This window comes from Marinirhabdus gelatinilytica (assembly GCF_003353425.1).
Lineage (GTDB): Bacteria > Bacteroidota > Bacteroidia > Flavobacteriales > Flavobacteriaceae > Marinirhabdus > Marinirhabdus gelatinilytica.
The window spans coordinates 39,731-56,158 of the sequence record NZ_QRAO01000001.1; the positions used below are offsets into that span (position 1 = coordinate 39,731).

The window sequence follows — 16,428 nt, forward strand, 5'->3', positions numbered from 1 at the left end:
GAGTTCATTTGAATTTGATATCGAAATCGAAGCTGAAATCTTAAAGTCATATAGGGTATCCCTCACCCCAACCCTCTCCCACTGAGAGGGAGTACGATGTAGCTCTTATTTTTTTAGAAATTGAATATTTCGTTTTAAACCTTCAAATTTGGTACGCTTTACAGCACTTTTTTTGAAAATTTCGTTGAAAACTCCTTTTGTTATCTCCTCCCATTCCTTTTTACTTTTTGAGAGCAGTTCTGGGTGGGGGTTGAAGAGGGGTTCGTTGTGAGGCTTGCTGAAACGGTTCCACGGACATACATCCTGGCACACGTCGCATCCAAACATCCAGTCGTCCATTTGGTTACTATAACTGCTTGGGATCTGTTCCTTTAATTCTATTGTTGCGTAACTTATGCATTTACTGCCATCTACAACGTACGGCTGTACAATGGCTTGCGTAGGGCAGGCATCTATACAGGCGGTACACGAGCCGCAATGGTCCGTCACGGGCGTGTCGTATTCCAGCTCCAAGTCTACAATAAGCTCTGCAATAAAATAGAAAGAGCCTACTTTTTGTGTAAGTAAGTTACTGTGCTTGCCTATCCATCCCAGTCCACTTTTGGCCGCCCAAGCTTTGTCCAACACGGGAGCACTATCTACAAAAGCGCGCCCGTGGACCTCGCCAATTTCAGATTGAATGAATCGCAACAACCCCTTCAACTTCTCCTTGATTACAAAATGATAATCTCTCCCATAGGCGTATTTAGAAATTTTATAAGAATCGTCCCTTTGTGTTTCTGAAGGATAGTAATTCAGCAATAAAGAAATCACACTTTTTGAGCCTTCCACCAGTTTTGTAGGGTCCAGCCGCTTGTCGAAATAGTTTTCCATATAACCCATCTCTCCATGCATATTGTTATTGAGCCATTTTTCAAGGCGCGGTGCTTCATCCTCTAAAAATTCAGCCTTGCTGATACCACAAGAGAGAAAGCCGAGGCGTTTGGCTTCAGTTTTTATGAGATTGGTATGGGCTTGTTTATGGTTTATAGGTTTGAGGTTTGTACCCTAATAAATATTGAGAATAAGGATAAGAAGACCTTACTCAAATATAGTTCATCTCCTTTCAAACGTCAAGATAGCGTTTTTAGGCTTTAAAGTGATAAGTGGGTTAATTTCGATAGTGTCCTTTTTTTGTTGTATGCTGAAATTTTCGCACAATATCGCGATCGCCAGTACCATTTCATACATCGCAAAATTATTACCTATACACATACGCGGCCCGGCCCCAAAAGGATAATAATACGCAGCATAATCGCTATAATTCTTATTGGCAAATCTTTCAGGAATAAATTGCATCGGATTCTCCCAATGTGTTTCACTCTTATGGATTTCATGGACAGCAAATAGCAGGCTTGTTCCTTTTTCAAGTTTCATTCCGTTGAATTCGTCTTCTTCAATATTTACACGGTCTATAAAATAGGCGGGTGGATACAAGCGAAGGGACTCTTCAATAATGCGTGTCGTAACGGGAACGTTTCGTAGAAACTCCATTAAACTATCGGTTTCTACTTTTGCAGCTCGCACCTCCTCAACTATCTTTTGTTGGTAGTTTGGGTGTTTGGCAAGCAACTGGGAGGTGAAGGTTAATGCATTGCTTGTAGTCTCGTGTCCTGCAGTAAAGAGAATTAAAATTTCATCTATGAGTTGTTCCTCGTCCATGGCGTTGCCATCTTCGTATCTAGCATCCAGCAACATATCCAGCAAATCGTCTTCCCGTACTCTGCTACCCTTTCTGTCTATAACCAATTGTTTGAGAATTTCGCGTGCCTCTAACGTTAGGTTGAGGTTTTTTTGAAGTGTCCCGCTTATTTTAAACCACCAATGCAAATAGGGTTGACGCAACTCACGTACCAGCATTTTTTGCGCTTCTTCGGTGATGTGCTGTAATCTTTTTACTTGTGAATCTGAAACGCCACCACTAAATAAGGATTTTGCAACTACCTGAAATGCTAAATCGTTATACACCTTAAAGATTTCGAATGGCTTGCCTGTTTTAATTTTCTGCAATTCATCTGAAATTGTTTTTTGCATTGTATCCAGCAAATTTTCCAATTGCTTTTTGTGAAATGCGGGCTGGATAAGTTTTCGCTGTTGTTTCCACAGGGCACCTTCGGAAGTTAACAAACCCTTCCCGACGTATTTTGCTAGATCTTCGGTCTGTATTTTTGACTTGGTATAATTTCGCTGATTTTTCTGAAGCACATATTGTAAAAAACCTGCATCCCTAGAAAACACAACCGATTTGTCAAACCCAATCTTTAACCTAAACGTATCACCCAAGCGTTCAAAATTATTGTGATGGAACGGCAATGGATTCTTTAAAATTTCTAAAGAGTGTTTTAGAAATTTTATAAGGGGAACGGTAGGGATGTGGTTTTGATGGGTTGGCACAATAGCGTGTAGCGTTTAATTATTCCTGAAATGTAAAGTTACGCAGAGGAACGTTGAGATCCACAGAGAGTTTGTGAAGGATTTGAAAATTATAATTGTTCAAAACAACCCACCCTGTGTAGGGCCTTTTAATTTCCCTAAATGCTTGTACGCAGCTTCAGTCACTTCGCGGCCTCTTGGGGTGCGCATGATAAAGCCCTGCTGGATAAGGAAGGGCTCGTAAACCTCTTCGATGGTTTCGGCACTTTCAGAAACGGCCGTTGCCAAGGTAGTAATCCCCACGGGCCCTCCTTTAAATTTTTCGATAATAGTGGTAAGTATCTTATTGTCCATCTCGTCCAACCCGTGCGCATCCACATTTAATTGTTGCAGGGCATATTTTGCAATCTTTATATCTATGTTTCCATCGCCTTTTATCTGTGCAAAATCCCGTACGCGACGTAATAGCGCATTGGCAATACGCGGCGTACCCCTGCTGCGTCCAGCAATCTCTATAGCCGCCTCCATGGTAATAGGCATGTTCAATATACCTGCGCTACGCTGTACGATGGTAGTGAGCAAATCTGTTGTGTAGTATTGTAATCTGGAGGCTATCCCAAAACGAGCTCTCATAGGTGCAGTGAGCAATCCGGAACGTGTTGTGGCACCTACAAGCGTAAAAGGTTCCAGATTAATCTGGACTGTCCTTGCATTGGGACCGGACTCGATCATGATATCAATTTTGTAGTCTTCCATGGCTGAATACAGGTATTCCTCAACAATGGGGCTCAGGCGGTGAATTTCGTCAATGAACAACACATCCCTTTCGTCCAGGTTGGTCAATAATCCTGCAAGATCTCCAGGTTTGTCCAATACAGGGCCCGAGGTGACTTTTATATTAACGTCCAGCTCATTGGCAAGTATATGTGCCAGGGTGGTCTTTCCCAGTCCCGGAGGACCGTGGAACAACGTATGGTCCAGGGCTTCGTCCCGCAGATTTGCTGCTTGCACGAACACCTGAAGGTTTTCTAAGGCTTGGTCCTGTCCCGTAAAGTCATCGAAAGTGAGGGGCCGTAGTTTTTTTTCCAAGTCTATATCCTGTGGGGTAAGATTTTCGCCAGTGGGATCCAAATGTTCATTCATACCACAAATATAACTATTTAAGTACCTATAGCTCGCTAAAGATTTAGAACAGCAAATATTCTAAACTGGCTTTTTTAAGCCTCTTTAACAAGAGATTACCAACCTTTTATGAAGGAATAAAGTCTTTAACAGGTATCTTTAAAAGAAAAAGTTATGATAACACCAACACAAAAAGTACCCGATCTGAAACTCAATCTAATAAACGACACCCAATGGGAATTGCACAAACAGCATCCTGAAAAATACACACTATTGGTTTTTTATCGCGGGTATCATTGCCCCAAGTGTAAACAACAGTTGGAAGACCTAAAAACACGATTGGATGAGTTTACCAAAAGAGGCATCAATGTTATAGGTATAAGTATGGATACTGAAGAACGAGCCAAAAAAACTGGAGAAGAGTGGGAAATCGAGGCAGTTCCCATTGGATATGGACTCACAAAAAAAGAAGCAACCTCTTGGGGGCTATTTTTATCAAACAGCATTTCTGAAAAGGAGCCTGAATTGTTTTCTGAACCCGGACTATTTCTTGTAAAGCCAGACAACACTTTATATCTTTCCAGCTTACAGAGCATGCCGTTTGCGCGTCCACATTTTGAAGATCTATTGAAAGCCATAGATTTTATTGAAGACAAAGATTATCCGCCAAGGGGTACCGCATAATAACTCTCACCGGCAAGAATGTGACAAAAAAAGAACCGAATCAAAACGATTCGGCTCTCCTTGTCAATACAGCTCCCCAGCCGATTGACCAAACTAGTATATGAGTTACTAATTTACAGACATTTACGCTAAAAATAAATACGTAGTTACACGTAAATTCAAACCACAAAAAACCCTTCCTAAAAATTTTTTCAGGAAGGGTTTTTTAAGTTTTCGCAGGTTATATATGCCTGCGTAGGCATATTAGTGGTTCAGCTCCTCTTCGTTATCTTTAATTGGTATGTGCTGTGGTATGTAATCCTGTCCAGGTATTACATAATCGGTTTCATCTTTGTTAAGCTTGCTATAATCATACGCCCAACGGTGAACGTGTGGGATAGGACCATCCCAATTTCCGTGGATATGTTTTACCTCTGCTGTCCATTCCAACGTAGTGGATTTCCAAGGATTTTTTGGTCCTTTCTTTCCGTGGAACATAGAGTGGATAAAGTTGTACAAGAATACTAACTGTGCTGCAGCAGTGATAATTGCAAAAATTGTAATTACAACATTTACATCAGCTAGGTCATCAAAGTATGGAAATGCCGTGTTGGTGTAATAACGTCTTGGCAATCCAGCCATCCCAATAAAGTGCATTGGGAAGAAGACTCCGTAGGCTCCAATTACGGTTACCCAAAAGTGTACGTAACCAAGGTTTTTGTTCAGCATTCTTCCTTGGAACATTTTCGGGAACCAGTGGTACACCCCAGCGAACAAACCATACAATGCCGATATACCCATTACCAAGTGGAAGTGGGCAACCACAAAATACGTGTCGTGCACATTGATATCCAATGCACTGTCCCCCAGGATAATTCCTGTTAAACCACCTGTAATAAAAGTAGAAACAAATCCTATGGAAAAGAGCATACCTGTATTCATTTGCAGGTTACCCCTCCAAATGGTAGTGATCCAGTTGAATGATTTCACTGCAGAAGGAATTGCGATCAACAAAGTGGTAAATGTAAATACCGAACCTAGGAATGGGTTCATCCCTGAGATGAACATATGGTGTCCCCAAACAATGGTAGACAGAAATGCAATGGCCAAAATTGAAGCAACCATCGCTCTATATCCAAAAATTGGTTTACGGGCATTGGTAGCCATAATTTCAGAAACCATACCCATGGCAGGCAAGATCACAATATATACCTCTGGGTGTCCCAAGAACCAGAAAAGGTGCTCGAACAATACGGGAGAACCTCCTTGGTTGTGCAGTACTTCACCTGCTATATAAATATCTGAAAGAAAGAAAGAAGTGCCAAAACTTCTATCCATGATCAACATTAATGCTGCTGAAAACAATACCGGGAACGAAACCACACCAATAATTGCAGTTACAAAAAAGGCCCAAATTGTTAGCGGAAGTCTTGTCATAGACATTCCTTTAGTACGTAAATTTAAAACTGTTACAATATAGTTAAGGGACCCTAACAATGATGAAGCAATAAAGATGGCCATAGAAACCAACCAGAGCGTCATCCCTGCCCCCGAACCTGGTATTGCTTGTGGTAGCGCACTTAAGGGAGGATAGATGGTCCATCCTGCAGAGGCTGGTCCAGCTTCTACAAAAAGAGACATTACCATAATCACACTAGAAAGGAAAAATAACCAATAGGACACCATATTAAGGAATCCTGAAGCCATATCCCTTGCGCCAATTTGCAATGGAATCAACAAGTTACTGAAGGTACCACTCAATCCAGCGGTCAATACGAAGAACACCATAATAGTCCCGTGTATCGTCACCAGTGCCAAATATACATTTGGATCCATTACTCCGCCTTCTCCCCATTTACCTAGTAAAACTTCATAAATGGTAAATTCCTTGTCCGGCCACGCTAGTTGAAGCCTGAACAAAATAGACATTGCAATACCTATGATACCCATGAACAAACCTGTTATAAGGTATTGCTTGGAAATCATTTTATGGTCTTGACTAAATATATACTTAGTCAAAAAGGTCTCTTTGTGATGATGCCCGTGATCGTCGTGGTGATCTTCTACGTGCTCTATTGCGTGTGCTGACATATCTCTTAAGCTATTTTTTATTGTTCTTTTAAGGCTTCGGCAAGGGTAGGTTGTTCTTTTATCCAAGCTTCATACTCCTCTTGGGTATCTACCACTATCTTCATTTGCATGTTATAGTGACTGGCTCCACATATTTTGTTACAAAGTAACATATAGTCAAACTCATAAGGCTCTAAAGCCTCTTCGCCCTTGGCCACCAATGCCTTGCTGTTTTCTTTTCTAATGTTGTTTATCTTTCTCACTTTGGCCACGATCTCATCATTCATACGCATCTCTTCAGTAGTAATGGTAGGGGTGAATGAGAATTGGGTAATCATCCCGGGAACGCAGTTCATCTGTGCTCTAAAGTGAGGCATATATGCTGAATGCAGTACATCCTGCGAACGCATCTTAAATATTATTTTTCTACCTACTGGAAGGTGTAATTCGTTTACTACGATATCATCCTGTGCGTTGGGGTCAGAAGCATCTACACCCAGTTGGTTCACTCCTTCGATCAACCGCACATTGGCCTCGCCCAAGGTATTGTCCTCGCCACTGTAACGTGCTCTCCAATCAAATTGATATGCGTACAATTCAATTACCATAGGATCATCTTCATCGTTTACGTTCATAATATCTGTCCAAGTAAACAAACCGTAGATGATCAAGCCTGCCAATACAATTACAGGGATAATGGTCCAGATAAACTCCAGCTTATCATTATCTGCAAAGAACGTAGCTCGTTTTCCTTTTTCCCCACGAAATTTGAATGAGAAAAAACCTAATAACCACAGGGTAAAAAAACCAACTATGAAAATAAGAACCATAGACACGTACATGAGACTGTCTATTTCTGAACCGTGTTCCGATGCAGATTCTGGCAACAATACATCCCACCATTTCCAAAAACAGATGGCCAATAAAAGGTAGGTAAATATGGTGAAGCCCATCATGAGCCACCCGTTTATATTATTGTCCTTGTCGTTAGCGATTTCAGAACTATCATCTGGTTTGGGTTGAGACAACTGGAATATCTTGCTCATTTGCCAAACAGCAACTCCAAAAAGTATGATTACTAGTACAACTAAAAATGCGGTCATCGTTATCTGTCTTCTTTAATTATATTAATAGTGAAAGTGCTTACTTTCTTTAATGAATGGGTTACGCTTCGCTAATAATGGTGCTTTTGTAAGTGCTGTGAACACCACCAATACAAAAAGACCAAAGAAGAAAAGCATCGCTCCTATTTCTGGCAAGCCAATGAACCATGAAGTACCCACGGTTGCCGGCATAACCATATTAAATACATCTATATAGTGTCCTAAAAGTATTACAATACCCGTCATTACCACAAACCAATTTATACGTTTGTAATCACTGTTCATCAACAACAATACTGGGAAGATAAAGTTCATGGCAACCATTCCAAAGAAGGGCAGGTTGTAATCCTCAATCCTAGTTACAAAATAGGTAACTTCTTCAGGGATGTTTGCATACCATATCAGCATAAATTGAGAGAACCAAAGGTACGTCCAGAATATACTGAAGCCGAACATAAATTTAGCTAAATCATGAATGTGGCTGTCATTTACAAATTCTAAATATCCTTGGCTCTTCAGTACAATGGTTACCAGTGCGATTACAGTAATGGCACAAACCATCATCCCTGCAAATACATACCATCCAAATAATGTTGAGAACCAGTGAGGATCAAAACTCATGATCCAGTCCCAAGACATCATAGATTCTGTATAGATAAAGAACACCAAGAAGCCTGCAGCCAATTTAAAGTTCTTTTTGAACCAACGGTTGTCCTCGGCATCATCTTGGTTCAAGGTCCATTTTCTGGAGAAATGACGGTACAAGTTGAATCCTAGCAGATAGATCACAGCTCTAATGATAAACCACGTAGGGTTTAACCACGAACTCTTTCCCGCTATCAATTTGTCATATTTAGGGCTTTCAGGGTTCAACAGCTCACCGTCCATCCAATGGAAGATGTGGTTCACATGAAATACTGAGAGCAATAACAGGATGATAATAATTACTGAAGCCCAAGGCAAATAGGCAGTAATCCCTTCCATAACCCGGAACAATACTGGAGACCACCCAGCCTGTGCTGCGTGCTGTATAGCGTAAAACGCCAGTGTTCCCAAAGCAATCATAAAGAAAAAGAAGGATGCTACATACAATGCGGACCAAGGTCTATTTTGCAATTGATGCAATACGTGTGTTAAATGTGCTTCTTCGTCTCCGTGGGCATCTTCGCCGTGAGTGTTTTTTGAATCATGTGCTTCTGGGGAGCTAATAGCATTTTGGTCAATACCGTGACCATCCTTAGCAGTATGATCGCCGTTGTGATCGCTATATGAAGCATCGTGACCTCCACCATGACCATCGTCGTGCGCTGCCATCATTTCTTTCACTTCGGCAGTTGTACTTGGTACAGAAAGGAAGCCTGCAAGCATTCCTAGGGCACCAACCACCATAAAAATGATCGCAAATAACTTTAATTTACTGGGTAGCGTGTACATATCTTTAACTATCTCTTTAAATTCTTAGTTAGTTTCTTCTAAAGTTTCGGTATCCAACGGGGTATCCTCTTCAGAAATATTTTCATTCAACACTTCAATCATATCATTGAGTGTGTCTTGTTTTTTAGGTTCCAACAAAGGCTCTCCTTTTAATTGTGCCGTCAAGTTCATTACGTGTTGGGTAATTTGCCAGCGTTCCTTTTCGTTAGTTTGTGAGGCGTAGGATCCCATTGTGTTCAACCCGTACATTTGTACATGGTATACGCCACCTTCGGTAATAACCCTACCTTCGGCCGCATAACTTGGTATTCCCAAGAATTTTTCACGCTGTGCCAAGATACCTTGTCCGTCACCTTTATCCCCGTGACATACTGCACAGTATATTGTATATAATTGCGCTCCAGCTGCCAAGTTTTCATCGGTAACGGGTAATGGGTTCTTCAGTGCTACTTTTGCAAGTTCCAAACCTTCGGTCGTATTTTCATAGTCGTACGGTTGCCATCCTCTTGGGATAGAACCTTCGGCAGGTAACATTGCTTCTTGCTGTCCTTCAAAAATATCATATTCGCCATAGGTTTCATAACCTACTGGCTCATACATATTGGGCATGTACTGAAAGTTAGGACTGTTTTCATCTGCGCAAGAGAACACCAAAAGGCTTACCAATGCAACAAGTGATATGTTTAGTATCTTTTTCATATTAATGGTCATCGTCATTTTCAATTAAACTAATTTCCAATGCTCCTGTATCGTACAAAAACTGGCTTAGCTTGTCCACATCATGGTGTCCAGCGTCTATGGCCATTAAAAAATGATCGTCAGTTGTACGAACATCTGGGTTCTCGGCTTTTTTAAAGGGCCACAATTTACTTCTCATATAAAAAGTAATTACCATTAGGTGGGCAGCAAAAAATACGGTAAGCTCGAACATAATAGGCACAAAGGCAGGCATATTTTCAATGTAACTGAAACTTGGTTTTCCACCAATATCTTGTGGCCAGTCCTCGATCATGATAAAATTCATCATCGTGATAGCTACTGAAAGCCCTACAAGACCATACAAGAAAGAGCAAATCGCAATTCTTGTTGGTGCCAATCCCATTACCTTGTCCAGTCCATGGACCGGGAATGGGGTATATACCTCTTCAATATGGTAGCGCTCTGCACGTACCTGCTTGACAGCTTGCATCAAGATGTCATCGTCTGAATAGATTGCGTGAATATGTTTTGCCATCTTACGCGTTGTTTTTTAGTTGTGCGGCTTGTCCTGCCCAGTCGTCTCGTTTTGCTCGTCCTGGGAACTCGCCTATAATTTCGTCTAAAAGGTCGTAGTCCTGCTCTTGCATTCTACTTACTTGCTCAAATGTGTAAATACCCAATTGATGTAATTTCTGTTCCATCACTGGACCTACGCCACTTATTTTCTTAAGATTGTCTGCTTTTTGCGTCGCTGGATCAAAAGTCCCCAGTCTGCTCAACAGGTTATCCACTTGGTCTTTTTTGTATTCTGAATCGATCAGCGCATCGGCATTTACCGTTTCGTTGTGGCCCTCTTCGGTTGTGTCGTCTACATGGCTCACATTTGCGGCTGGCTCACGTACAATAGGGTCGTAATGCTTTACGTCGTCCCCATGCTTTGCCCGCAATTTCTTGTATTTGCTTCCCGAAGATTTCAGGATAGACTTTACCTCTGCCTGTGCAATTACAGGGAACGTTCTTGCATATAGTAAGAATAATACAAAGAAGAATCCTATTGTACCTATGAAAATTCCAATATCTACAAACGTAGGTGAGAACATCGTCCAAGAAGATGGCAAGTAATCACGGTGCAATGAGGTTACGATAATCACAAAACGCTCAAACCACATCCCAATGTTTACTACAATCGAAATAAAGAAAGAGAACATAATGCTTCGTCTCAATTTTGGGAACCACATAAACTGAGGCGAGAACACATTACACGTCATCATCGCCCAATATGCCCACCAGTAAGGTCCTGTGGCACGGTTCAAGAATGCGTATTGCTCATATTCTACACCTGAGTACCAAGCGATGAACAGCTCTGTGATGTAAGCTACCCCTACGATAGAACCCGTAATCATGATTACGATATTCATCAATTCGATATGTTGGATGGTGATGTAGTCTTCAAGATTTGAAACCTTTCTCATTATAATAAGAAGGGTGTTTACCATCGCAAATCCAGAGAAAATCGCCCCTGCAACGAAGTACGGTGGGAAAATAGTGGTGTGCCATCCTGGTATTACCGAGGTAGCAAAGTCAAACGATACAATGGTATGTACCGAAAGTACCAACGGGGTTGCCAAACCTGCCAATACCAATGAAACTTCCTCAAAACGTTGCCAGTCTTTTGCACGACCGGACCAACCAAATGACAATATGCTATACACTCTTTTTGTGAAGGGTGTAATTGCTCTATCACGAATCATCGCAAAGTCCGGAAGTAAACCTGTCCACCAGAATACCAATGATACCGAAAGATAGGTAGAGATCGCAAATACGTCCCAAAGGAGTGGCGAGTTAAAGTTTACCCATAACGAACCAAATTGGTTAGGAATAGGCAATACCCAGTATGCCAACCAAGGACGTCCCATGTGGATAATAGGGAACAATCCAGCCTGTATTACCGAGAAGATGGTCATCGCCTCTGCCGAACGGTTAATCGCCATTCTCCATTTTTGACGGAATAACAACAGTACCGCCGAAATAAGGGTTCCTGCGTGACCAATACCTACCCACCAAACGAAGTTGGTGATATCCCATGCCCAGTTAACGGTTCGGTTGAGTCCCCAAACCCCAATTCCAGTGGCAACGGTGTAGATAATACAACCCAGCCCCCAAAGGAATGCAATTAAGGAAATGGTGAATACAATCCACCAGGATTTATTTGCTTTACCTTCCACAGGAGCAGCCACATCCACAGTAACATCGTGGTAGTTTTTATCTCCTATAACTAAGGGTCTTCTAATAGGTGCTTCGTAATGCGACGCCATATCTATATAATCTATTTCTTAGTTAGTTATGCTTCGTTTGTATTTCTCACTTTGGCTTGGTAAAACACGTTAGGTTTGGTCCCAACAGCTTCCAACAAGTGGTACATACGTTTATTTTCTTTTAATTCGTGTATCTCGCTCTTTTTAGCATTGATATCTCCAAAAGCAATTGCTCCTGTTTCACAGGCCGCAGAACAAGCGGTCTTGAACTCACCATCCTTAATAGGTCTTCCATCACGCTTGGCATCAAGGATAGTCTTCTGTGTCATTTGGATACACATAGAGCATTTCTCCATCACCCCACGGCTACGTACCACAACATCTGGGTTCAACACCATACGACCTAGATCGTTGTTCATATGGTAATCAAACTCATCGTTTTCGGCATACAGGAACCAGTTAAAGCGACGTACTTTATACGGACAGTTATTTGCACAATACCTTGTACCCACACAGCGGTTGTACGCCATATGGTTCTGCCCTTGGCGACCGTGACTTGTAGCAGCTACTGGACACACCGTCTCACAAGGAGCGTGGTTACAGTGCTGGCACATTACGGGCTGGAAAGCTACTTGCGGATTTGCAGCTGCAGATTCCATTTCGCCATATTCTGAAAGGGAACTTCCCAATCCTGAAATGTTTTCCTTCTTTTCGTTATCTGAAGCAAATGAACCTTCAGAAGAATAATATCTATCAATACGCAACCAGTGCATATCACGGCTCTTACGTACTTCGGCTTTTCCTACTACGGGAACATTGTTCTCTGCGTGGCAAGCTATTACACAAGCACCACAACCGGTACACGCATTTAAGTCTATGGATAGGTTGAAGTGATGCCCAATGGAACGGTCGAAACCTTCCCAAAGATCGGCATCTGGCGAAGTTACTGGGATCTCTTGGTGGTCCTTGGATACTTCCGGAACTGGATTCCAATCGTGTACATCTTTCGTGTTGAAAATTTCCAAGCTGGTCTCGCGAATAATATCACGCCCCATCATAGTGTTGTGCAACTGTACACAAGCAAATTCGTGTATTCCTGAAACTTTTTCAAGTGTTACACCCGTTTGCACGGCTTTAAAGTTGCTGTACAGTGGGTAAGCATTAACACCGGTTTGCATTTCTTCTTGAATACCGTGCGTTTGCCCGTATCCAAGTGCTAGACCAATAGACCCCTTTGCTTGTCCTGGCTGGATAAGTACAGGCACATTCTCTACGGTTACCCCATTCATTTTTACATTTACATAGCTACCGTTCAAGCCACCATTGGCCACATTGTAGTTCTCCAAGCCCATTGCATCGGCATCGGCTTTGGAAACGGTTACGTAGTTATCCCAAGAGGCTCTGGAAATAGGGTCTGGTAATTCTTGCAACCAAGGATTGTTAGCTTGGTTTCCGCTACCCAACCCAGTCTTTGTATATAAGGTAAGCTCCATTCCCCCTCTTTGCGTTGCACTGGACAAGGCTCCGTTTGAGGTTGAAGACTCTAAATCTAAACTTTCACTATTGGTCGTATCAGCATCGGTATCAACTATAGCTGCGCTGGTAAACACTCCATCATGGACCGCTTGGTTCCAAGAGGTCCCACCCAATACTGAACCTTCCATAAATTGGCGAAGGTAATCGTAGTAAGAGGTTTCACTGCGTCCGGTCCACTTCAACATACATTCCTGAAACTGTCTTGTATTAAAGAGGGGCTTAATAGTAGGCTGCATGATACTGAAAGAACCTTTCTTTAACTGAACATCACCCCAAGACTCTAAATAATGTGGTGTTGCTGCTACCATTTGTGCAGCACTGGCGGTTGCGTCCGGCTTCATAGAGAACGCAAGGGACATACCTAGTTTCTTGTAGGCTTCAGCAAAATCTTTGTTGGGGAAAGCGTACACAGGATCCACCCCTACCGTAATCATTCCTTTTATACTTCCTGAAACAACACCGTTCATCACCTTCATCACCTCTTGGGTGTTCCCCATTGAGGTCATTCTAGGCATAGCGCTATCCATCACTTGCTTGCCCTCGTTGTAATTAAGCACCATAGTTTGTGCTTGCACATCTGGCAACCCAGTTACAATAACCCCTTTACCACCTGCTTTTTGCAAATGCGCTTTTGCTTTTGAAACTGCTGCAGCTACATTTTCGGGCAATCCAGAAGCACTACCTCCCGTTAAAGCCTTTAAAATCTGCATTTGTTGCGTAGGTGTTGCGGGAACACGAACATCTGCATTGGCACCAGCCAAGCTCATATTGGCCTCGAACTGGTAATGCTTGCTCATTTTTCCGTTCTTTGGGATACGTCCTTTGGCATATCCTGCCTCGTATCCTCCTCCTTGCCAGTCGCCAATAAAATCGGCACCTACAGAAACAATTACATCTGCCTTGCTGAAATCGTAGTCGGCCAAGGCTCTTGTTCCGTATTTATTCTGGAAAGCATCCAATGCTTCCGAAGAAGAAACCGCATCGTAAATAACGTGGCGCACATTAGGATACTGTGCTGTAAACTCTTTTATCAATTTTGAAGTTGAAGGAGAGGCGAACGTTTGCGTTAGCAACACAACGTCTTTTCCGGCCATCTCGCTCATCTTCTGGGCTACGGCCGTATCAAACTCACTCCAAGTAACTTCCTTACCACCCACCATTGGGTTTTGTACACGGTTCTTGTCATACATAGACAATACCGAAGCGTGCACACGTGCATTTACACTTCCACCATTTTTAGCAAGGTCATTTCTTTCAATTTTAATTGGGCGACCTTCACGGGTCTTTACCAAGACATTGGCAAAATCGAACCCGTCTGCCATAGTGGTGGCGTAGTAATTAGCAACCCCAGGAACGATTTCGTCCGGAGCTACCACGTAAGGGATAGACTTAATCACAGGACCTTCACAGGCGGCCAATGAAGCTGCTGCTGTTGAAAATCCAACATATTTTAAGAAATCGCGACGTGTTGTCGAAGAAGCTTCCAATGTTTCCTTGTCTCCCAAAAAATCATCGGTTGGGATAGGCTCCACGAATTCGTTTTGCTTCAACGTTTCAACAATCGAGTTGTTTTCGTCCAACTCTTCAACACTTTTCCAGTATTTCTTGTTTGATGTCATAATCTTATCTGAAATAGTATGATTCAATTTTAATAGTGGCACTTACCACATTCCAATCCACCCATTTGCGCTGCCGTCAACTGGTCTACACCGTACTTCTTGGAAAGCTGTTCGTGGATTTCTTTGTAATATTCGTTACCGGCTACGTTCACGTTGGTCTCACGGTGACAGTTTATACACCATCCCATTGTAAGTGGCGAGAACTGCTCCATGATTTCCATTTCTTCAACCGGACCGTGACATTTCTGGCAATCAATTCCAGCAACTGTAACGTGCTGTGAGTGGTTAAAGTAAGCAAAGTCTGGAAGGTTATGGATCCGCACCCACTTCACCGGCTCCGTCTTACCCGTATATTGTTGTGTGGACTGGTCCCAACCTACTGCTTTGTAAAGTTTCTGGATCTCAGCGTTATAATCTACACCGTATTCGTCCATACCCATTGCGTAGGTATCATCTGAAACTTCTGAAATATTCTTGTGGCAGTTCATACACACATTCAAGGAAGGGATTCCGGATGTCTTGCTCTTTCTTGCCGAAGAGTGACAGTATTTACAGTCTATCTCATTATCGCCTGCGTGTATACGGTGCGAGTAGTGTATAGGCTGCACCGGCGCATATCCTTGGTCCACACCTACCTGCATAAAATATCCGTACATAAAATACCCTGCTGATAGTAACAAGAAAATAGCTGTTACCAGTACCAAGAATTGGTTCTCTACAAATACTCTCCAAAGTGGCGCACGCTTCTCTTTCTCTTCGTACACAACCCCATTTGCCTCTGCAATCTTTTTAAGGGTCTTGTTAACCAAGATCAACATAACAACCAACAGTAAGAACACGAGTGCTAAGGCTCCAAGGATGATGTTGTTTGAAACACCGCTTCCACCACCTTCTTGTACCGGACCTCCTTCAGCAATAATTGGTTCTGGTTTTGGAGTGTCTGTGTACGCTAAGATATTGTCGATATCTGTATTGCTCAAGCCCGGGAAGGGGGTCATTACAGACTTATTGTATTCCTCAAAAATTGCAATGGCCTGCTGGTCGCCGGCAGCAATGAGCGCTTGGCTATTCTTGATCCAACTATACAACCACTCACGATCGTATTTTTTTGAAACCTCGAAGAGTGCTGGACCTGTAGCTTTTTTGTATAATTTATGACACGCCGCACAGTTCGCGTTAAACAGTGTCTTTCCAACTTCGGCATCACCCACGCCCTCTGCGGCTGGTGTCTCTGCATCTGCCTCGGCTGTTACCGTGGCATCATTGGCCTCACCTTCTTGTGCCGATATATTGTTTGAAAAAGTTAGCAATACTGCTAACAATAGGAGTGATACTATGGAGGGTAGATTTCTAAACTTCACCTTTTGCATACTAATGGTTAATTAATGGCAATAGTTTGGCACATAATTAGTTATTGTTTCTACTATATCTAACGCTATATTAGGTGCCTTAAATAACTGTGCAAAAGTACGTGTTTATGTTTATTTTCTAAATCCAAATAAACTGTTAAGATGT

At 42.3% G+C, this 16,428-nt stretch carries 12 protein-coding genes; 1 reads left to right on the top strand and 11 read right to left on the bottom strand.

All coding sequences use genetic code 11. The annotated features are described in order from the left end of the window. Positions 1–105: 105 nt before the first annotated feature. From queG to ruvB, 3 genes are all read right to left on the bottom strand, one after another. Positions 106–1,029, bottom strand: a complete 924-nt coding sequence (gene queG / locus C8D94_RS00170) for a tRNA epoxyqueuosine(34) reductase QueG (protein WP_115121896.1) — start codon at positions 1,027–1,029, stop codon at positions 106–108. 66 nt (positions 1,030–1,095) lie between these two features. Continuing rightward, positions 1,096–2,436, bottom strand: a complete 1,341-nt coding sequence (locus C8D94_RS00175) for a cytochrome P450 (RefSeq protein WP_115121897.1) — start codon at positions 2,434–2,436, stop codon at positions 1,096–1,098. Between the two features lie 96 nt (positions 2,437–2,532). Then, entirely contained in the window at positions 2,533–3,555 is a 1,023-nt protein-coding gene (ruvB, locus tag C8D94_RS00180; RefSeq protein WP_115121898.1) for a Holliday junction branch migration DNA helicase RuvB, read from the bottom strand. Between the two features lie 153 nt (positions 3,556–3,708). On the opposite strand from ruvB, the gene C8D94_RS00185 reads away from it, so the two are divergent. Next, positions 3,709–4,218, top strand: a complete 510-nt coding sequence (locus C8D94_RS00185) for a peroxiredoxin-like family protein (RefSeq protein WP_115121899.1) — start codon at positions 3,709–3,711, stop codon at positions 4,216–4,218. A 243-nt stretch (positions 4,219–4,461) separates the two neighbouring features. Here the strand turns inward: C8D94_RS00185 and C8D94_RS00190 are convergent, their stop codons facing one another. From C8D94_RS00190 to C8D94_RS00225, 8 genes are read right to left on the bottom strand one after another with little or no spacing between them, the layout of a single operon-like run. Continuing rightward, positions 4,462–6,288 (bottom strand): cytochrome c oxidase subunit I, encoded by a 1,827-nt coding sequence (locus C8D94_RS00190; protein ID WP_115121900.1) that lies wholly within the window; start codon positions 6,286–6,288, stop codon positions 4,462–4,464. Positions 6,289–6,305: 17 nt separating this feature from the next. Further along, on the bottom strand, positions 6,306–7,370 hold the full coding sequence (locus C8D94_RS00195) for a cytochrome c oxidase subunit II (protein WP_115121901.1): 1,065 nt from the start codon (positions 7,368–7,370) through the stop codon (positions 6,306–6,308). A gap of 24 nt (positions 7,371–7,394) precedes the next feature. Beyond that, positions 7,395–8,804, bottom strand: a complete 1,410-nt coding sequence (locus C8D94_RS00200) for a quinol:cytochrome C oxidoreductase (RefSeq protein WP_115121902.1) — start codon at positions 8,802–8,804, stop codon at positions 7,395–7,397. A 24-nt stretch (positions 8,805–8,828) separates the two neighbouring features. Continuing rightward, the gene (locus tag C8D94_RS00205; protein WP_115122969.1) at positions 8,829–9,503 is read right to left on the bottom strand and encodes a c-type cytochrome; all 675 of its coding nucleotides are present in this window, start codon (positions 9,501–9,503) and stop codon (positions 8,829–8,831) included. Between the two features lies 1 nt (position 9,504). Further along, the gene (locus C8D94_RS00210) at positions 9,505–10,038 is read right to left on the bottom strand and encodes a DUF3341 domain-containing protein (protein ID WP_115121903.1); all 534 of its coding nucleotides are present in this window, start codon (positions 10,036–10,038) and stop codon (positions 9,505–9,507) included. 1 nt (position 10,039) lies between these two features. Further along, a complete protein-coding gene (nrfD, locus tag C8D94_RS00215; RefSeq protein ID WP_115121904.1) occupies positions 10,040–11,818 on the bottom strand; it encodes an NrfD/PsrC family molybdoenzyme membrane anchor subunit in 1,779 nt (592 codons plus the stop codon). Between the two features lie 26 nt (positions 11,819–11,844). Further along, positions 11,845–14,913: a TAT-variant-translocated molybdopterin oxidoreductase gene (locus C8D94_RS00220; RefSeq protein ID WP_115121905.1), complete on the bottom strand. Its 3,069-nt coding sequence runs from the start codon at positions 14,911–14,913 to the stop codon at positions 11,845–11,847. Between the two features lie 29 nt (positions 14,914–14,942). Continuing rightward, positions 14,943–16,283, bottom strand: coding sequence for a c-type cytochrome (locus C8D94_RS00225; protein WP_115121906.1), 1,341 nt, complete (start codon positions 16,281–16,283; stop codon positions 14,943–14,945). Between the last annotated feature and the right edge of the window lie 145 nt (positions 16,284–16,428).